The organism is Streptomyces tremellae (genome assembly GCF_039540215.1).
Taxonomy (GTDB): domain Bacteria; phylum Actinomycetota; class Actinomycetes; order Streptomycetales; family Streptomycetaceae; genus Streptomyces; species Streptomyces tremellae.
The window spans coordinates 82,195-100,639 of record NZ_BAABEP010000020.1 but is presented as its reverse complement, the minus strand read 5'-3'; the positions used below and the strand labels follow the sequence as shown (position 1 = coordinate 100,639).

15 protein-coding genes are annotated in these 18,445 nt (G+C 74.0%); 7 read left to right on the top strand and 8 right to left on the bottom strand.

Translation table 11 applies throughout. From position 1 onward, the window contains the following. The 3 genes from ABEA77_RS16445 to ABEA77_RS16430 form a co-directional block, all read right to left on the bottom strand. Nucleotides 1-314: 2-oxoglutarate dehydrogenase E1 subunit family protein (locus ABEA77_RS16445; RefSeq protein WP_345647455.1), on the bottom strand; the 314-nt coding region annotated here is incomplete at its 3' end. A 406-nt stretch (nucleotides 315-720) separates the two neighbouring features. After that, a complete protein-coding gene (locus ABEA77_RS16440) occupies nucleotides 721-1,872 on the bottom strand; it encodes a HAMP domain-containing sensor histidine kinase (RefSeq protein WP_345647453.1) in 1,152 nt (383 codons plus the stop codon). A gap of 869 nt (nucleotides 1,873-2,741) precedes the next feature. Continuing rightward, complete coding sequence (locus ABEA77_RS16430) at nucleotides 2,742-3,512, bottom strand: spermidine synthase family protein (RefSeq protein WP_345647450.1); 771 nt, start codon at nucleotides 3,510-3,512, stop codon at nucleotides 2,742-2,744. A gap of 300 nt (nucleotides 3,513-3,812) precedes the next feature. Between ABEA77_RS16430 and lon the strand changes: the two genes are divergently transcribed. Beyond that, nucleotides 3,813-6,224, top strand: a complete 2,412-nt coding sequence (gene lon, locus ABEA77_RS16425; RefSeq protein ID WP_345647447.1) for an endopeptidase La — start codon at nucleotides 3,813-3,815, stop codon at nucleotides 6,222-6,224. A gap of 115 nt (nucleotides 6,225-6,339) precedes the next feature. Here the strand turns inward: lon and ABEA77_RS16420 are convergent, their stop codons facing one another. Next, the gene (locus ABEA77_RS16420) at nucleotides 6,340-7,230 is read right to left on the bottom strand and encodes a lysozyme (protein ID WP_345647444.1); all 891 of its coding nucleotides are present in this window, start codon (nucleotides 7,228-7,230) and stop codon (nucleotides 6,340-6,342) included. Between the two features lie 205 nt (nucleotides 7,231-7,435). Here ABEA77_RS16420 and ABEA77_RS16415 point away from each other — a divergent pair, with 205 nt between their 5' ends. Continuing rightward, the gene (locus ABEA77_RS16415; protein WP_345647441.1) at nucleotides 7,436-7,930 is read left to right on the top strand and encodes a MarR family winged helix-turn-helix transcriptional regulator; all 495 of its coding nucleotides are present in this window, start codon (nucleotides 7,436-7,438) and stop codon (nucleotides 7,928-7,930) included. Nucleotides 7,931-8,296: 366 nt separating this feature from the next. Here the strand turns inward: ABEA77_RS16415 and ABEA77_RS16410 are convergent, their stop codons facing one another. Next, on the bottom strand, nucleotides 8,297-9,085 hold the full coding sequence (locus tag ABEA77_RS16410) for a hypothetical protein (protein WP_345647438.1): 789 nt from the start codon (nucleotides 9,083-9,085) through the stop codon (nucleotides 8,297-8,299). Between the two features lie 465 nt (nucleotides 9,086-9,550). Here ABEA77_RS16410 and ABEA77_RS16405 point away from each other — a divergent pair, with 465 nt between their 5' ends. The 5 genes from ABEA77_RS16405 (at nucleotide 9,551) to ABEA77_RS16385 (ending at nucleotide 15,976) form a co-directional block, all read left to right on the top strand. After that, the gene (locus ABEA77_RS16405) at nucleotides 9,551-12,670 is read left to right on the top strand and encodes a sensor histidine kinase (protein ID WP_345647435.1); all 3,120 of its coding nucleotides are present in this window, start codon (nucleotides 9,551-9,553) and stop codon (nucleotides 12,668-12,670) included. Then, the gene (locus ABEA77_RS16400; protein WP_345647432.1) at nucleotides 12,667-13,194 is read left to right on the top strand and encodes a roadblock/LC7 domain-containing protein; all 528 of its coding nucleotides are present in this window, start codon (nucleotides 12,667-12,669) and stop codon (nucleotides 13,192-13,194) included. Before ABEA77_RS16405 ends, ABEA77_RS16400 begins: the two co-directional genes overlap by 4 nt. Before the next feature lie 155 nt (nucleotides 13,195-13,349). Then, entirely contained in the window at nucleotides 13,350-13,745 is a 396-nt protein-coding gene (locus ABEA77_RS16395) for a DUF742 domain-containing protein (protein WP_345647463.1), read from the top strand. Nucleotides 13,746-13,875: 130 nt separating this feature from the next. Then, nucleotides 13,876-14,478 (top strand): GTP-binding protein, encoded by a 603-nt coding sequence (locus ABEA77_RS16390; RefSeq protein ID WP_345647461.1) that lies wholly within the window; start codon nucleotides 13,876-13,878, stop codon nucleotides 14,476-14,478. Nucleotides 14,479-14,695: 217 nt separating this feature from the next. Continuing rightward, nucleotides 14,696-15,976, top strand: coding sequence for a styrene monooxygenase/indole monooxygenase family protein (locus ABEA77_RS16385; RefSeq protein ID WP_345647429.1), 1,281 nt, complete (start codon nucleotides 14,696-14,698; stop codon nucleotides 15,974-15,976). Between the two features lie 117 nt (nucleotides 15,977-16,093). Here ABEA77_RS16385 and ABEA77_RS16380 read toward each other — a convergent pair whose 3' ends face one another. The 3 genes from ABEA77_RS16380 to ABEA77_RS16370 all read right to left on the bottom strand — a co-directional run bounded on the left by ABEA77_RS16380 (nucleotide 16,094) and on the right by ABEA77_RS16370 (nucleotide 18,441). Continuing rightward, nucleotides 16,094-17,221, bottom strand: a complete 1,128-nt coding sequence (locus ABEA77_RS16380) for a C40 family peptidase (protein WP_345647426.1) — start codon at nucleotides 17,219-17,221, stop codon at nucleotides 16,094-16,096. A gap of 163 nt (nucleotides 17,222-17,384) precedes the next feature. Continuing rightward, complete coding sequence (locus tag ABEA77_RS16375) at nucleotides 17,385-17,705, bottom strand: hypothetical protein (RefSeq protein ID WP_345647423.1); 321 nt, start codon at nucleotides 17,703-17,705, stop codon at nucleotides 17,385-17,387. Between the two features lie 10 nt (nucleotides 17,706-17,715). Next, nucleotides 17,716-18,441 carry a TetR/AcrR family transcriptional regulator gene (locus ABEA77_RS16370; protein ID WP_345647420.1) on the bottom strand — a complete coding sequence of 242 codons (726 nt, stop codon included), beginning with the start codon at nucleotides 18,439-18,441 and terminating at the stop codon, nucleotides 17,716-17,718. Nucleotides 18,442-18,445: the final 4 nt, after the last annotated feature.

Below are 18,445 nucleotides of genomic sequence, written 5' to 3'. Positions count from 1 at the left end.
GCGGCCTGGGCCTTCGGCGCGGCGGCCGGCTGGGCGGCCGGGGCCTGCGCGGGCGCCGCCGCTACCGGCTGCGCGGGCTTGTCCGCCTTGGCCGCGGTACCCGTGTTGTCCGACTTGTTGTCCGGACTCCCCGGCTTGTAGTCGGCGAAGAAGTCCCACCAGGCACGGTCGACGGAGTTCGGGTCCTGGAGGTACTGCTGGTAGATCTCGTCGACAAGCCACTCATTGGGGCCGAAGGCAGCGGCAGGGTTGGCACCCTGCCCGTCTTGGCCATCGGTCGAGATGCTCGTGTTACTGGGGGACTGAGACGACACGGCGTGAACCGCCCTCTTCCGCTTCACAAGGTGATGGACAGCGGAAATCAAGGCTACGCCTACCGAGGTCCCGGGTGCAGGCCGGATGGGCCATCGTCGCGCACGTCACATCGCTCGGAGTGTTTCAGCGCACGGTTTGGCGGGAAACTAACGCGTTTTGCCAAGCCACGGTCGCACGGCCGTCCCGTGTGTCAGGGCGCGCCCGCGAACCTGGCCGGGCAGATCGCCGGGTGTGCGGTCCTGGCGTCTTCCTACCCAGGTGGGGGCGGGGAGGAACCGCCCCCACCGGATTTTCCCGTGATGTCCGCGGCGCCGTCGGCGCGCCGCCGTGACAGGGGCCCCGCGGGCCTCGCGGCCCCGGCGGGGCGGTCCCGGTGGGCGGCCGCCGCGCTGCGGCCGCCCACCGTCACACCCGATCCTCCGGTACGCCCGGAAGAGTGACCCTTATCCGGCAGCCGCTGGCCGATTCGGCCACGCCTATCCCGCCGCCGTGCAGATCGACCGCCCAGCGCGCGATCGCGAGGCCGAGGCCCGTGCCGCCGTCGTTGCTGCCGCCGGGCTTGGCGACCCGGCCGCGGTTGAACCGCTCGAAGACCCGGCTGCGCTCCTCCTCGGGGATGCCGGGGCCCTCGTCGCGCACCTCCAGGTGGAGCGACTCGGGCTCCGGGCCGCGCCGCGCCCGCACCGTGACCCGGCCGTGCGGCGGGCTGTGCTTCACCGCGTTGTCGATCAGGTTCGCCACGACCTGGTGCAGCCGCTCCGCGTCCGCGTACGCCGTCAGCTCCGGCGGGGACACGTCCAGATGCAGGTGCACGTCGGTCCTGGTGTGCAGCCCGGAGCCGCTGCTCAGGCCGCGGTGCGCCGCCGCGAGGTTCGCCTCCTTCAGCACGCCCGACAGGTAGGGCCACACCTCGAAGCGGCTCGCCTTGAGCGGGACGACCCCGTTGTCGATCCTGGACAGGTCGAGCAGCGTCTCCACCAGCCGGCCGAGCCGCTCCGTCTGTCTCAGCGCCGTGCGCATCGTCTCGGGATCGGCCGCGGAGACGCCGTCCACGACGTTCTCCAGCACGGCGCGCAGCGCCGCGATCGGGGTGCGCAGCTCGTGCGACACGTTCGCGACCAGCTCTTTCCTGTGCCGGTCCACGGCCTCCAGGTCGTCCGCCATGCGGTTGATCGTCGACGCCAGGTCGCCCAGCTCGTCCCGCCGGTCCGCGCCGCTGACCCGGCGCGTGTACTCGCCGTGCGAGATGCCCTTGGCTACCGTGTTCATCTCGTCGAGCGGCGCGGTCAGGCCGTGCGCCACGAACTGGGTGATCAGCAGCGTCGCGATCACCGAGAACACCGTGATGAAGCGCAGCTCCGTCTTGGTGCGCAGCGCCACCATCAGCAGCCCGGTCGTGATGAAGACCGAGACGACCACCAGCGTGCCGAGCTTCGCCTTGATCGAGAAGGGCCGGACCGCCCACCGGTCGTCCCGGGTCCTGTCGTCCCGGCCCTCCGACGCGTCCGCGCGCCCGGCCCCGCGCCCGCCGCTTCCCGGCCGGCCCGCCAGGTTCATGGCGCCGGTGTCTCCAGGGCGTAGCCGACGCCGTGGACCGTACGGATGCGCTCCGCGCCGATCTTCCGGCGCAGCGCCTTGATGTGACTGTCGACCGTCCTGGTGCCCGACGCGTCCGCCCAAGTCGGATCGTAGCCATGTCGTTCTGTGAGCCAAGGAGTTGGGATCGCACGTTGTCTTCCTAAGACCGCTTGGCCTCCGACTTGTGAGGTGCACGTCGTCGCCGCGCACGCGCACCCGGCGCTGTGCGTGGTCGATCTCCAGTTCGCCCAGCCTGAGGATGCCGCTGCGCGGTGTCACGGCGGCGAGCGCCGCACGCTCGACGCGCCGCAGCAGCACGTGCACGCGGGCCGCCAGCTCGCGCATGGAGAACGGCTTGGTCATGTAGTCGTCAGCGCCGACGCCGAGTCCGACGAGCATGTCCGTCTCGTCGTCGCGCGCCGTCAGCATCAGGACCGGGACCGGGCGCTGCGCCTGTACGCGCCGGCACACCTCCAGTCCGTCGAATCCCGGCAGCATCACGTCGAGCACCATCAGGTCCGGCTGCCACGCCTCCGCCGCGTCGACCGCGGCGGGGCCGTCGACCGCGGTCTGCACGAGGAAGCCCTCGGCCCGCAGCCGGGCCGCGATGGCGTCGACGATGGTCGCGTCGTCCTCGACGACGAGGACCCGGCGCTGAGCGCCCGGCGTGGCCGCCACTCCGGTGTGGCTGGTGTGTGTCTGCTCCATCGCCCGCCCCTGGTACGCGTTTCAACGCGCTCCGTATGCCCTTGATCCGCCGGTCTACGTCGTGGAACGCCTGGGGGGTGTCGTAGATCGCCGGATCCTGTATTTCGTGGAGCAGCGTAGAGGTAGCGGCCGCCTTTCGGCTACGCAGTGCGAACAGCGAGATGGACGACGTCCGGCGCGCCCCGGGCAACCCGCACCTCTTCGTCCGCAACCCAGGTGAAACCGGCATTCCGCAACGCATCGGCAAAGGTCGCGGAGGGTTGGGCGGACCAGACGGCGAGGACCCCCGAGGGGTTCAACAGCCGTCTGCAGGCGGCGAGTCCTTCCTCTGTGTACAGACCGTCGTTGCTCTCGGTGACGGTCCAGTCCGGTCCGTTGTCGATGTCGAGGCACAGCGCGTCGTAGCGGTCGGCGTGCGTGCCGGGGGCGGCGCGCACGTACCCGACGAGGTCGGTGTGCAGGATCACAGTGCGCGGGTCCGCGAGCGCGGCCGCCGAGATCCGGGCGAGCGGCCCGGCACGGTGCCAGTCGATGATCGCCTGCTCCCGCTCCACGACGGCGATCCGGCCCCAGCGGGGGTCGGCGGCGGCGTGCGCGAGCGAGAAGCCCACGCCGAGCCCGCCGATCAGCACGGACGGCCGGGCGCTCCGCCGTTCCTCGGGCAGCGTGCGCAGCGCCGCGTCGACCAGCAGCCGCTCGGAGCGGCCGTCCGAGGTGTCCATCAGGAACGTGCCGTTGGCGATGATCTCCAGTACGTCGTCGATCTCCAGTACGTCGTCCGCGCGGTCACCACCGCTGCCGCCTTCCGCGCGGCGGCGGCGCAGCGCGACCTCCCCGTACGGCCCCTCCCGCCGGTCCAGCGTGACGGGTGTGCCGGGCGCCCGGCCCCGGGTGGTCTCCGACTCGGACACGTGCCCGCTCCTTTCTCTCGTTGCTCGTGTGCCGCCGCTGTCTCGTGTGAGACCGCTGTACGGCCCGACTCCCGCGGGTCGGGCGGCCGGCGCGCACGGGCCCAGCCCCGCGGGACCGCGCGGAATGGCGGGTCCGCGCCGGGTGTTCCGACCCTGCCGGGCCCGCGCGCCGCGCCTCGGGGGCCCGGCCGCGCACGGCTCGATGATCGCTGACGGCGAACGCGCGGCCGCACCGGGAACATCCTGGCACTCACAAGCATTGAGCCTGCATAGCTCAACTTGATTGCCGAAGGGGAGATCATGGCTGCAATTTCCACACCGCTCACGCTTCCCGTGCTGCCGCTCGACGACGAGGTCGTGCTGCCCGGCATGGTGGTGCCCCTGGACCTGTCCGACACCGAAGTCCGCGCCGCCGTCGAGGCCGCACAGGCAGCAGCACGCACGGAGGGGGCCGGTGCGGGAAAGCCGCAGGTGCTGCTGGTGCCGCGCGTCGACGGCTCGTACGCGTCGACCGGCGTGCTCGGCACCGTCGAACAGGTCGGACGGCTCTCGGACGGCGACCCTGGCGCCCTGATCCGCGGCCGTGGCCGCGTGCAGATCGGGGCCGGCACGAGTGGGCCGGGCGCCGCCCTGTGGGTGGAGGGCATCACCATCGAGGAGACCGTGCCGGACCCGCTGCCCGGCGCCGTGTCGGAGCTGGTGAAGGAGTACAAGGCACTCGCCACCGACTGGCTGAAGAAGCGCGGCGCCTGGCAGGTCGTGGACCGCGTCCAGCAGATCGACGACGTGTCCGCGCTCGCCGACAACTCGGGCTACTCGCCGTTCCTGTCCACCGCCCAGAAGGTGGAGCTGCTGGAGACCACCGACCCGGTCGCCCGGCTCAGGCTCGCCACGCGGCAGCTGCGCGAGCACCTGGCCGAGCAGAACGTGGCCGAGTCCATCGCGAAGGACGTCCAGGAGGGCGTCGACAAGCAGCAGCGCGAGTTCCTGCTGCGCCGCCAGCTGGAGGCCGTGCGCAAGGAACTGCGCGACCTGAACGGCGGCGGCGAGGACGACGAGTCCGACGACTACCGCGCCCGCGTCGAGGCGGCCGACCTGCCGGAGAAGGTCCGCGAGGCGGCCCTCAAGGAGGTCGAGAAGCTGGAGCGGGCGAGCGACCAGAGCCCGGAGGGCTCCTGGATCCGCACCTGGCTCGACACCGTCCTCGAACTCCCGTGGAACGAGCGCACCGAGGACGCGTACGACATCCGTGGCGCCAAGGAGATCCTGGACGCCGAGCACGCGGGCCTCGACGACGTGAAGGAGCGCATCACCGAGTACCTGGCGGTGCGCAAGCGCCGCGACGACCGCGGCCTCGGTGTCGTCGGCGGGCGCCGCGGCGGCGCCGTGCTCGCCCTGGTCGGGCCGCCCGGAGTCGGCAAGACCTCCCTCGGCGAGTCCGTCGCGCACGCCATGGGCCGCACGTTCGTCCGCGTCGCGCTCGGCGGCGTACGGGACGAGGCGGAGATCCGCGGCCACCGGCGCACCTACGTCGGCGCGCTGCCCGGCCGCATCGTCCGCGCCATCAAGGAGGCCGGGTCCATGAACCCGGTGGTCCTGCTCGACGAGATCGACAAGGTCGGCTCCGACTTCAGGGGCGACCCCGCGGCCGCCCTCCTCGAAGTCCTCGACCCGGCGCAGAACCACACCTTCCGCGACCACTACCTGGAGGTCGAGCTCGACCTCTCCGACGTGGTCTTCCTGGCCACGGCCAACGTCCTCGAAGCCATCCCCGAGGCACTGCTCGACCGCATGGAGCTGGTCACGCTCGACGGCTACACCGAGGACGAGAAGGTCACCATCGCCCGCGACCACCTGCTGCCCAGGCAGCTGGAGCGCGCCGGCCTCGAAGCGGGCGAGGTCGCCATCGACGACGACGCGCTGCGCAAGCTGGCGGGCGAGTACACCCGCGAGGCGGGCGTGCGGAACCTGGAGCGCGCGATCGCGCGGCTGCTGCGCAAGGTCGCGGCGGAGCACGAGCTCGGCGACCGCGAGCTGCCGGCCGCGCTCGGCGCGGAGCACCTGCGCGCCCTGATCGGCCGGCCGCACCACGTGCCCGAGTCCGCGACGGACCCGGCGGAGCGCCGCACCGCGGTGCCGGGCGTGGCGACGGGCCTCGCGGTCACCGGCGCAGGCGGCGACGTCCTCTTCGTCGAGGCGTCCCTCGCCGACCCGGAGACCGGTGGCGCGGGGCTGACCCTGACCGGCCAGCTCGGCGACGTGATGAAGGAGTCCGCGCAGATCGCCCTCTCGTACCTGCGCTCGCACGGCGCGGAGTTCGGGCTGCCGGTCGGCGACCTCAAGGACAGGGGAGTGCACATCCACTTCCCGGCAGGCGCGGTCCCGAAGGACGGCCCCAGCGCGGGCATCACGATGACCACGGCCCTCGCGTCGCTGCTCAGCGGCCGCCAGGTCCGCGAGGACGTCGCGATGACCGGCGAGGTCTCCCTGACCGGCCGGGTCCTGCCCATCGGCGGCCTCAAGCAGAAGCTGCTGGCCGCGCACCGGGCGGGCGTCACGACGGTCGTGATCCCCAAGCGCAACGAGCCCGACCTCGACGACGTCCCCGCAGAGGTCCTGGAGAAGCTGGACGTCCACCCCGTCACCGACGTCCGCCAGGTCCTCGACCTGGCCCTCACCCCGGCCGAGGTCCAGGTCGCCGCGGCGGCCTGACGCCGGTACGGCGCCGAGGGGCATGACCGCCTGCCCCGGGGTCCCTCCGGGGTGAGCGCGCGTCCGCCCGCCACCCCCGGAAGCACTGCTTCCGGGGGTGGCGGGGCGGGGTGGGTCAGCCGTTGGCCAGTGCGCGGAGGCGGTTCAGGGAGCCGTTGAACTTGTCGTGGTCGCCGACGCCGGGGCCCGAGGACGTGTACTGCCAGATCGTCTGGAAGCCCCAGCCCTTGGGCAGCGTGCCGGGCGAGGTGTTGTAGCGGGCGACCCACAGGGGGTTCGTCTTCGCGAAGCCCGCGTAGTCGCCGGTGCACTGCTTCCACCAGGTGGTGGCCGTGTAGATCACCACGTCGCGGCCCGTGCGGGCCTTGTACGTCGTGGCGAAGTCCTTGATCCAGCTGACCATCTTCGCCTTCGAGAGGCCGTAGCAGGCTGCGCCGTACGGGTTCCACTCGATGTCCAGGACGCCGGGCATCGTCTTGCCGTCCTTTGACCAGTTGCCGCCGTGCTTGACGAAGTAGTCCGCCTGGTTGGCGCCGCTTGAGGTGTCCGGGGCGGCGAAGTGGTACGAGCCGCGGATCAGGCCGGCCTTGTACGAGCCGGTGTACTGCTGGTTGAACGTGGTGCTCTGGTAGTAGTTGCCCTCGGTCGCCTTGACGTAGGCCCACTTCACGCCCGTCTTGGCGAGGGAGGACCAGTTCACGCTCCCCTGGTGGCTGGAGACGTCGACCCCCTCCGTCTGGGCGACCGCGAGGCCGCGGTCGGCGATGGGCGCCCTGCCCTCGCCGTCGTGGGCGACGACGCCCATGCCCATGTACGCGGTGCCGCGCGCGGGCGCCGCGTCGGCGAGCGGGGACGCCGCCCGTCCTGGCTCCGGGGGGAGGGGGGAGACCTCGGCGGTGGCGACGCCGGGGAGGGTGAGCGGAAGGGCGAAGGTGGCCAGGAGCGCCGCGGACGCCGCGTACAGGGTGCGGCGACTGCTGCGCGTTCCGGGTCTGCGCACGGACATTGCGTGCCTCCGAAAACCTTGGTGGGGGGATTGCTTGACGGGTCGACAATCCGTCAAAGGGGGACATGTCACCCTGAAACGCTACGGACACCGCCGCGCGGTCGCAGCCCCACCACGCTGCTGCTGATGGACTAAACCTGCGAAAATACGGAGAGCCGCGGCAATGGCCGCGGCTACGGACTCCTCGGGAGCGGGAAAGCGCGCGATGGCAGCTGACGTGCACGGCGGCGGTACGGAGAGAGGACTCGTGTCCGCGGACGGGGGCCAGGTGACCCCCGAGTTCCTCGACCTGGAACGCGAGCTGGCGGTCTTCCTCCGCCGCGCCAGGGCCAATTCGGGCGAGATGGCCCGCGAGGTCCACCCCGACCTCGAACCCTCCGCGTACGGCCTGCTCGTCCGCCTGGAGGAGAGCGGGCAGCAGCGGGCGACGGAGCTCTCCGCGTACTTCGGGGTCGGCAAGGCGACCATGAGCAGGCAGCTGAGGGCGCTCCAGGAGCTGGGGCTGATCACCCGGGAGCCCGACCCCGCGGACGGCCGCGCCTCGCTGGTGCGGATCACGGACGAGGGGCTCGACAGCTTTCGCCGGGTCAGGGACGCCCGCAGGGGCCGCTACGTGCAGAAACTCGCCGACTGGGACCGCGGCGAGATCGCTGAGCTGGCCCGCCTCCTGCACCAGCTGAACGCCCGCTTCGCGGCCTGACCAGCCCGCCGCGGACGGCCGTGCGCGCGGGCCGGTTCCCTGCCCCGGATACCGTCCCTCGAACGAGTGAGAGGGGCGCTCGCGCGGGAGGGTGAGGAGCGCCGGGCAAACATCCCTTTCGGGTGAAACCCGGCGCTCTGGTCGCCCCGGTGCCCGAGCCGCCCGACGGGGCGTCGGGCCGTCCCCGCCCGGAGCCCATCCCGCCGGCGGTCCCGCGTCCGTCCGCGCCCGTGTCCGTCCGCGCCCGCGTCCGTCCGCCCCCGTGTCCGTCCGCGCCCGTGTCCGTCCGCGCCCGTGTCCGTCCGCCCCCGTGTCCGTCCGCGCGGGCCCCGCGCGCGCCCGGCCCCGCTGCCGCCCGCGCCTCGCTCACAGCTCCGCGAACGCCGCCGTGGCGTCGTCGTGCCGCTTTCCCCGTACGTGCTCAGCCGCGCTCTCCAGGGCCCGCACCCGGGTGATCAGCTCCCGCGCGCCGTGCTCGCGCACCAGTGCGAGGCACTCCGCCCAGCCGCCCTCGCCGAACATCTCCACCCAGCGGGCCGCTCCGTCGGTGAGTGCGAGCAGGGACCGTACCTCGGCGGCCGGCGTGCTCCCGGTCACCGCGCGCACGGCGACCGAGGGGTCGGCGGCGGCGGTGAAGAAGCCGCCCTCCGCGTTGCGCAGCGCGTCCGTGGCGGCGACCGACCGCTTCACCTCCGCGGGGACGTGGTCGAGCCGGTCGTCGACGAGCGCCGTCACCCGCCCGCCCCTGTCCTCCCGCAGCAGGGTGGAGTCGGAGAGGACCAGGTGCTCGACCGTGCCCCCGGCGCTCCCCGGGCCCTCGCCCCACCGCGCGAGCACCACCGTCGCCTGAGGGGTGCGTACGTGAGAAAGGTCACAAGTGTCCCGATGTTTCGCGGCCGTCGTCGCGATAGCCGAGGCGAGGATCTCCGTCAGTGACAGGTCCCGGCGGGAACCGCACAGTTCGGCCAGTGCGCCGCCGAGGCGTGCCGTGAACCACGGGACTCCGTGTACACAACCGTCAGGGCCCGCTGGTGGCGTGACCCCGTCAAGCAGCACCAGCGCGCCGCCCTCGCCCGCCGCGGGCGTGATCGTGGAAGTCCAGTCCTCGTTGGGTCGCCCGGCCGTTCCCGGTGCAGTCGCGAGTTCGAAGCGCATGGCCACCAGTCTGCCGGAGTGGGGGAGAGGGGGAGGGGGTGTGAAGGGGGCGCGGTCCACCTGCGCCGTTCGCCCACGGAGTCCGCACGGATCCGCGCGCCCGGGGCCGCGAGGGCCCTCAGGCCGAAAAGCGATCACCGGGGCCGGGCGCCGCGGGATGCGGGCGGGCATCCTTCCAAAGCCCGCGCCGCAGGTCCATTCGCCCTGCCGGGCAGGCTCATGGCACATGCCAGGGAAAGTTGAAGGGCAACTCCTTCGTGATGTTCACTCGTTCAGGTGGCGGGTCGGCTGATGCGCGTCTTCCTCCTGAAACCACTGGAATGGTCGGAAGCCGTGCCAGGGGCTGGGGGTGGCTCGTCGTGACCCGCCGTCACCTCTGCTTCATGGGCGGACGAGTCGAGAATGCGAGCACCGGTGCAGAAGAAGCGGCCTCGGGGGAACGGCGGTGTGCGGGGCGGCACTCCGATGGGGCGCCGTAAGCGGGTACGCACGCGGCTCGTCGTCGGCGTCGTGGTCACGGGCATCGTCGTGGCCGCGGCCGGCACCCCCGGCCTTCTGTACGCGTCGGCGCGGCTCGACGACGCGCGGCGGCTCGTCACCCTCGCCCGGCTCGACCGCCAGGCCTTGTCCGTCTCCGACGCCCTCGCCGACGAGCGCGACCAGGTCGTCGTCTTCGTCGCGGCCGGCAGGCCCGCGCACGACGGCGACAGCGGGAAGGAGGGCGGCGAGGACGGCCTCCGGGCCGCGGGCGACCGCGTCGACCGGCAGATCACCGAACTCGACGCCCTCGTGGCGGACTCCTCGGGCTCCGGCGCCTTCACCCGCCCCCTGAAGGACCTCGGCACCGTCACCGCCGTCCGGCGCGCCGCCGTCAAGGGCAAGGGCTCGGCCGTCGACGCGTACACCGCCTACTCCCGCGTCATCGACGCGCTGCTGCGGCTCGACGGGCAGGTCGCCGACCTCGCGCCCGCGGGCGCGGCCCCCGGCGCGCGCGCGGGCGCCGAGCTCGACCGCGCGGCCGACGAGGCGTCGGCCACCCGCGGGCTGCTGCTCGCCGCCCTGACCGTGCCGGTCGGCGAGTCCACCATCAACCCCATGACCGGGCTGCCCATGGCGGACTCGGGCTCCGCGGAGGGCAGGGCGCGTGACGCGCTGAGCGCCGCGGCCCAGCTGGCGCGGGTGCGCGAGCGCGCCGCGCTCGACGCCTTCGCCGCCACCGCAGACGGCACGGACCGCCGCGCCTGGGCGGACACCGTCACCGGCGCCGATGTGAAGTCGGCCGAGAAGTACCTCGACCGGCTCACGGCCGCGCCCGAGCTCTCCGACACGGACCTCGACACGGACCGCGACAAGCTCAACTCCGCGCTCACCGCCAGGATCGACCAGATGCGGGGCGCGCGCTCCGGCCTCGCCGCCGACCGGCTCAAGGGCTTCGAGAAGCTCCGTGACGACGCCGTGCGCGACCTGGAGCTGCGCGCCGCGCTCGCCGCCGGGTGCCTGGTGGCCGCGGTCGCGGTGTCGGCGGCCGTGGCCCGTACGCTCACCAGGCCGCTCGCGGCCGTCCGGCGCGGCGCGGCGCGGCTCGCCGCCGCGCCCGCGACCGAGGGCCCGGTGCGCCTCACCGGGCGCAACGACGAGTTCGCCGAGGTCGTACGGTCCCTCAACACGCTGCACGCCAGGGTGCTCACGCTCACCGACCGCATCGGCGAGCGGGCGGCGGCGGACGCCGCGGGTCCCACGGGCGCCCAGCGGGCCGCCGAGGCCGCGGCCAACGCCGCGGAGGAACACGCTGTCCTCCGGGCCCAGATCGCCGCCACCACCGAGGAGCGTGCCGCGCTCCAGTCCCAGATCGCCGAGCTGAGCGCCCAGTTGAGGCAGCTGCGGCACACCGTGCGGCACACCTTCGTCAATCTCTCGCTGCGCAACCTCGGCCTCGTCGAGCGCCAGCTCGGTGTCATCGAGTCACTGGAGGAGCGCGAGCAGGACCCCGAGCGTCTCGCCACGCTCTACAAGCTCGACCACATGGCCACGGTCATGCGCAGGCACAGCGAGAACCTGCTCGTCCTCGCGGAGCACGAGCAGAGCCACGCGCACGCGGGCCCGGTCCCGCTGGTGGACGTCCTGCGCGCCGCGGTCAGCGAGATCGAGCCCTTCGAACGCGTCACCATTCAGACGCTGCCGCCGCACGCCCAGGTCGCCGGGCACGCGGCGGACGACCTCAGCCACCTCGTCGCCGAACTCCTGGAGAACGCGGCCTCGTTCTCGCCGCCCGACGCGGCGGTCGAACTGTCCGGCTGGCTCCTGGAGTCGGGCGAGGTCATGCTCTCCGTCGTCGACCAGGGCATCGGGCTCACGGACGAGCGACTCGCCGAACTCAACGCCAGGCTGACCGCCCCCGCGGGCGCACCGCCCGCCCCCGCGGGCCACGGCGCACGCACCGAGGGCCTCGGCCTGCGCGTCACGGCCCTGCTCGCGGCGCGGCACGGCGTACGGGTCGAGCTGCGCAGGCAGCAGCAGGGCGGCGGCATCACCGCCGTCGTCAACCTGCCGCAGGCGCTCCTGCCTTCGGCGCCGCCCGCGGTCGGCGAGGACGCGCCGGTGCCCGACAGCGCGTCGGCGCTGAGCCTGCCGGGTTCAGTCGCCGAGACCAACCCCCCTGTACTGCCTGCGCGTCCGGGCGCGGACGCGGCGGGCGACCCGGTGATCGCGGCGGCCGAGGCGTCCGTACGGGCGGCGGAGCGCGCCGGAACCCTCGGCGGCCCCGCGCTCTCAGGGCCGCGTGCACAGGCCCCGTCGGCGCCTCAGGGCCCGACGGCCCCGCAGGGCCCAACGGCGCACCAGGGCCCGACGGCGCACCAGGGCCCGACGGCGCACCCGCACCCGGCAGCGCCTGCCCCCCAGGCGGCCCCCGGCGCGCCCGGGGCCCGGCCCGCGCCGTCCGCGCCCGAGGGCGGCCGGGCCCGCGTCCCCGCCGCCAGGGAGCTGCGCGCCACCGCGCCCGGCCCCGACCCGTACGCCATCGGACCCGACGCCCACGAGAGGCCGGCCGGCGGCGCCGACCAGGACGCGTTCACCATGCGGCTCCCGGGCCCGCAGGGGGGCGCCCCCGGCGGGCAGCTGCCCAAGCGGGTGCCGAGGGCGGTGCGGAGCGCGGGAGCGCCGCCGGTGCGCAAGCGCGGTGTCGACCCGGAGGAATTGCGCCGTAGACTCGGCGGCTTCCACCAGGGCGCGAAGGCGGGCAGGCACGACGCGGAGGCGGAGATCCGGCAGGGCGCGCAGGAGCCGCCGCGCGCACAGCCCGCCCCGGAAGGGCACGGACAGCAGGGGCCCGCCTGGCAGTTCGAGGGGCAGGCGCAGCCCGCCACCGGGCGTGCGGTACAACAGCTTCCCGGGCAGCAGCCGGTGCGGTGGCCCGCGGGGCAGCCGCTCCCGGAACAGGTCCCCGAGCAGGAGGCCGGGCCGTACGGCGGACCCACCGGCCACCAGCAGCAGCCCCAGGGCTACCGGCAGAACCACCAGCACGACCACACGGCACAGCGCCACACCGAAGCGGCGGGGGACACAGTCGAGGAGGCACACAGTTGACTGCGACCGGCACATTCGGACTGAGTTCCGAGGCCCGGAACCTGCACTGGCTGTTGAACAACCTGGTCGAGGAGGTGCCTGGCGTACGCTCCGTCGCCGTCGTCTCGTCCGACGGCCTGATGCTGCTCTCCTCCGACCCCGGCCAGGCCGAGGCGGCGGCCGAGCCCGAGGGCGCCGACCGCCCCCGGGGGCCGCGCGGTTCGAGCGCCGACCTCGCGACCGTGGTCTCCGGCATCGGCAGTCTCACCATCGGGGCCGCCAAGCTGATGGAGGGCGGCCCGGTGAAGAACACCATGGTCGCCATGGAGGACGGCAGCCTCTTCGTCATGGCCATCAGCGACGGCTCGCTGCTCGGTGTGCACGCCGCGCCCGACTGCGACATGAGCGTCGTCGCCTACCACATGGCCCTGTTCGTGGGCCGCGCGGGACACGTCCTCACGCCCGAGCTGCGCGGCGAACTGCGCAGGACCATGGAGGGCGGCGGCGGGAACGGCGAGGACGCGGGCCACGGGAGCGGCCGGTGACCCGGTCGTCCACGCCCTGCGGGCACCCGCAGGGCGAGCGGCGGCCCGATGGCCCGTCCGCGAGCGAACAGGTGCGCGGGGAAGGGGTGTTCGATCCGGAGCGGGGTGCCGAGGCACCCCGGGACCCGGGTCCCGGCACCGGCCGCCGCAGGCGCCTGCCCGCGCCGGGGCTGCCCGTGCGCGGCGGCGGCCACCGCGCCTCGCGCGTCCGTCCCTACTCGCTCACCGGCGGCAGGACACGGGCAGAACACGTCCTCCAGGTCGAGACGTTCGTGGCGGCCATAGAGGCGCCCCAGGAACGCAGGGAGCTGCCGCGCCGCGGCTCCTCGCGGGTGATGCCGGAGATGCGCGCGATCGTCGAACTGTGCCGCAGGATGCGGACGGTGGCGGAGGTCGCAGCGCTGCTGAAGATGCCGCTCGGCGTGGTGAGGGTGCTGCTGAGCGACCTCGCAGACCAGGGAAAGATCAGGGTGTACGGGACCGGGCACGGCACCGAACAGCCGGACCGTGCACTGCTGGAAAGGGTATTGAGTGGACTCCGCCGTCTCTGACGACACCGCAGTCACCGAGGACGAGGCAGCCGCCGCAGGCGCCGCCGCGGCAGGGGCCGGGACCGTCGCCGAGGAGAGAGCCGCCACCGCCGCGGGCACCGAGCCTGACGCCCCGGAGGGGGGCGGGGCGATGGCCGTCTCCGAGCCGGAGGAGAGCCTGAAGCCGTGGCAGCTGGACCGCAGCCGCGCCCCCGTCGCCACGAAGATAGTGATCGCGGGGGGCTTCGGCGTCGGCAAGACGACGTTCGTCGGGTCGGTCTCCGAGATCCCGCCGCTGCGCACCGAGTCGCTGATGACGGCGGCGAGCGCCGCCACGGACGACCTGACGGCCGTGCCCAACAAGGTCACCACCACCGTCGCCATGGACTACGGGCGCCTCACGCTCGACAACGACCTGGTGCTCTACCTGTTCGGCACGCCGGGGCAGCAGCGCTTCTGGTTCATGTGGGACGACATCGTGCGCGGCGCGATCGGCGCGGTCGTCCTGGTGGACACGCGGCGCATCGACGACTGCTTCCCCGCGCTCGACTACTTCGAGACCTGCGGGTTGCCGTACATCGTGGCGGTCAATCACTTCGAGGGCGCCCAGGCGTTCGATCCCACGGCCGTGAGGAACGCGCTGTCCGTCGCGGACGACGTGCCCCTGCTCATCATGGACGCGCGCCAGCGGGTCTCGGCCGTCGAGTCGCTGATGACACTCGTGCGGCACGCGCTCGACTCCGGCACGGACTGACAGGACGGGGCCCGGCCCGCCCGCGGGCGCGCCGGGCGCACGCCATTCGTGGGCGTGCTCATGCCCAGTCGGTGTCACGGCCGTGTCGCTTCGCCGTACGGTGGGCGGGTCGTCGGACCGTACGGCGAGGGCGGCGCGCCGGTGCGCCGGGCAGCGCACCGGCCCCGGTGCCGTACGGGCCGCCGCCCTCGGACGGACGCACATGGGGGAGCAACAGATGCGGAAGATACTGATCGTCGGCGCCGGGCAGTCCGGGCTGCACCTGGCGCTCGGCCTGCGGGCGCACGGCTACGCGGTCACCCTCATGTCCAACAGGACGCCCGACGAGATCAGGAACGGCCGGGTGATGTCCACCCAGGTCATGTTCCACACCGCGCTCCAGCACGAGCGGGACCTCGGCCTCGGGTTCTGGGAGTCCCAGACGCCCCGGCTCGAAGGGCTCGGCATCTCGGTCGCGGACCCCGGCCACGGCCGCGCGGTCGACTGGCTCGGCCGCCTCGACCACTACGCCCAATCCGTCGACCAGCGCGTCAAGATGGCCGCCTGGATGGAGACGTTCGCCCAGCGCGGCGGCCAGTTGGTGATCCACGGCTGCGCCGTCTCTGACATCGACTACTTCGCCGACAGCTACGACCTCGTCCTCGTCGCCGCGGGCCGCGGCGAACTGGTGTCGATGTTCGGCCGCGACCCGGCGCGCTGCGCGTACGGTACGCCGCAGCGCGCCCTCGCCGTCGCCTATGTGCACGGTGCGGAGCCCCGGCCCGAGCACCCCGGTGTGGACGCCGTGCGCTGCAACCTCGTGCCCGGCGTAGGGGAGTTGTTCGTGATCCCGGCGCTGACCGTGGGGGGCAGGGCGGACATCCTCTTCTGGGAGGGCGTGCCAGGCGGGCCGCTCGACGTGTTCCACGGCGTCACGGATCCCGACGACCACCTCGCGGTGGTGCTCCAGTTGATGGAGCAGTTCACACCGTGGGAGTACGCGCGCGTCCTCAACGTCGAACTCACCGACCCTGGAGGCGTGTTGGCGGGTCGCTTCGTGCCGACCGTGCGCCGGCCCGTGGCGTCGCTGCCCGGCGGCGGCCTCGCCCTCGGTGTGGCCGACGTCGTCGTCGCCAACGACCCGGTGACCGGGCAGGGCGCCAACTCCGCCGCGAAGTGCGCCGCCGTCTACCTCGAAGCGATACTGGCGCGTGGCGAACGGCCCTTCGACGCGGAGTGGATGCACGCCACCTTCGAGGCGTACTGGGAGCAGGCGCGGCACGTCACGAAGTGGACGAACACACTGCTCGGCCCGGTGCCCGAGCACGTGGAGCGGCTGTTCGGCGCGGCCGGGCGCCTGCCCCAGGTGGCGGACCGCATCGCCAACGGCTTCGACGACCCGGCCGACTTCGAGGACTACTTCTACGACCCGGAGCGCACCGACGCGTACCTCGCGCGGGCGGCAGCGGCGAGCGCGTGGCCCGGTGTGCGGGGTGCGCGCAGGATCCGGGGCGCCTGAGCCTGGCGCGGCGGCGTGGACGGGCCCGCCGCCCGGTGGGCGGGGCGGCGGGGACCGGCCGTCCGAGCCCGGCTGTCGGTGCCCGGCGGGGAGGCGCGCCCGGCCCGGAGGCGCGCCCTACAGCGCGGGTGCCGCCGTGCCGCTCCCCGCGCCGCCTGGCAGGGCGGGCGGCCGGTAGGCGGCCGGGCTGAGCGCCGCGCCCGCCGGGTCCGGGCGCACGGCCCCGAGCAGCGGGTTGGCGGCGAGCGGCGAGACCTTGACGCGGGCACCGGGCCGCGGGGCCTGCACGACCTTGCCGTCGCCCAGGTAGAGCGCGACATGCGTGGCCTTGGGGAAGTACACCACCAGGTCGCCGGGGCGCAGCCGGCCGAGCGGCACGTGCGGCAGGGAGCGCCACTGCTCCTGGCTGGTGCGGGGCACTCGCACGCCCGCGTGCGCCCAGGCGCGCGAGGTCAGCCCCGAGCAGTCGAAGGAGTCGGGGCCCGTGGCGCCCCACGCGTAGGGCTTGCCGATCTGCCCCACGGCGTAGCGCAGCGCGGCGGCGCCGGCCGCGGTCGGCGTGGCGGACGCCGCCGCGCGCCCCTGCGGGCCGAGCGCCCCCGAGGCCACGAGGTCCTGCTGCGCCTTGTCGGTGCCGCTGCGGTCGAGCGCGTCGAGCCGGGCGAGCTGCTCGGGGGTGAGCCGGGCGAGCAGTCCCTCGACCTGCCGGAGCTTGGCCTCAGCGGTGTCGCGCTGCTGCTTCTTCAGCGCGCTGAGCCGCTGCTGCGCGGCGAGCGCGGCGCTCGCCGCCTGGGCTGCGGCGTCCGCCTGCTGCTTGCCGCGGGCCAGCTCGTTCTCGGTGGCCACGGTGGAGCGCGCGGCCTGGGAGAGCATGTGCTGCTGCTCGACGGCGCGCTCCGGGTCGTCGGCCAGCAGCAGCTGGAGATAGCCCGACAGTTCGGGTGTGCCCCGGTACTGGGCGCGGGCGATGGCGCCCGCCGCGCCCCTGCCCCGGTCGAGCGCGGCCCGCGCCGTGGCGAGGCCGCCGCCCGCCCGCGCCACCTCGGCACGCTGCTTCGCCAGCGCCTGCGAGGTGGCGTTGTACGCCTCGCCCGCCGCCTCCGCCTGCTGGTACAGGCTCTTGAGCTGGGTCAGCAGCTCGGCCACCCCGCCGGGCTGGGGCGCGGCCGAGCCGGGGACCGCGGTCAGCACGGTGGCCGCGGCGGTCGCCATGGCCGTCGCACAGGCGGATCGCAGACGTGACATGCCCTTCACCTCCGAGGCGGTGCGCCGGGGGCGAGTGGGATGCGATCGGGTCCGGCGCTCCGCGGAATGATGAACGCCACATCATGAGATGAGCTGACGAGTAGGCCGAATGGCGGCGGAATTACACCCCGGAGGGGCTCGTGACGCCCTCAGGGGGGCGGTGTCAGCGCGCGGGGGTGTCCGGTCCGCCGGCCTCGGACGCCGGGGGGCGCCGAGGGTGGGGGCGGCGGGTCCACGGCCAGTGGGGGCCCTCGGAGCCACGGCCCTCGGGGGCGTACTCGTAGCGCCAGCCGCGCTGGACGCCGAGGCGCCGGGTGAAGCCGGCGGGCACCCTGCGGTACGCGTGCACGATCGGCGGGCCGCCCGCCGCGTCCGGCACCGGGACGTCGTACCACTTCGGCGGCTGGCCGGTCAGGCCCGTCAGGACGGGCAGCACGCGACCGTCGAGCGGGCCGCCGACGAACGGGGTGTCCTCGCTTCTCACCCGCCCAGTCTCACCCGGACGCGGCGGACTCCACCAGCGGGGCCAGCCTGCGGGCGAGCGTCGCGAGCGGACCGTCCCGCGCCTCCTGCGCCGCGAGCGCGGCGGCCGCAGCCGCGGTCTCCCCGTCCCGCGCCGCCGTCGTGACAAGCAGCACGACCAGGTGGTCGACCAGCCAGTCCCGCAACTCGCCCGCGTCCGGCAGCTTCTCCTCGTCGAGCCAGGTCAGCGACGCGGACTCGACCGCGGCTATCCAGGTGCGCACCAGCATCCGCAGGCGCGGCCCCGGGCGCTCCGCCCCCAGGTGCAGCAGGATCTGCTCGGCCGCCGCGCGGCGCACCTCGTCCACGATCGCCGTCGTACGGGACGTCTCGCACACGCCCCCGCCGCGCAGCAGCGCGCTGAACCCTGCCGCGTGCTCGTCGACGAAGGCGAGATAGCGGCCGAGGACGCGCCGCAGCCGCTCGGTCGGCGGGCCCTCCTGCGGTTCGGTGAAGCAACGTTCCAGCTGGTCCGCCGAGGAGCGCACCGCCGCCTCGTACAGCTGCTGCTTGCCGCCGGGGAAGTACCGGTACACCAGCGGCCGCGACACCCCGGCCGCCGCCGCCACGTCCTCGGGCGTGACCGCCTCGGGCGCCCGCTGCGCGAACAACGTCAGGGCCGCCTGGAGCAGTTGGGACCTGCGCTGTTCCACGCTGAGTCGGCGGTACGCGGGAGGCGGGGACGTCGCAGCGGTCATACGG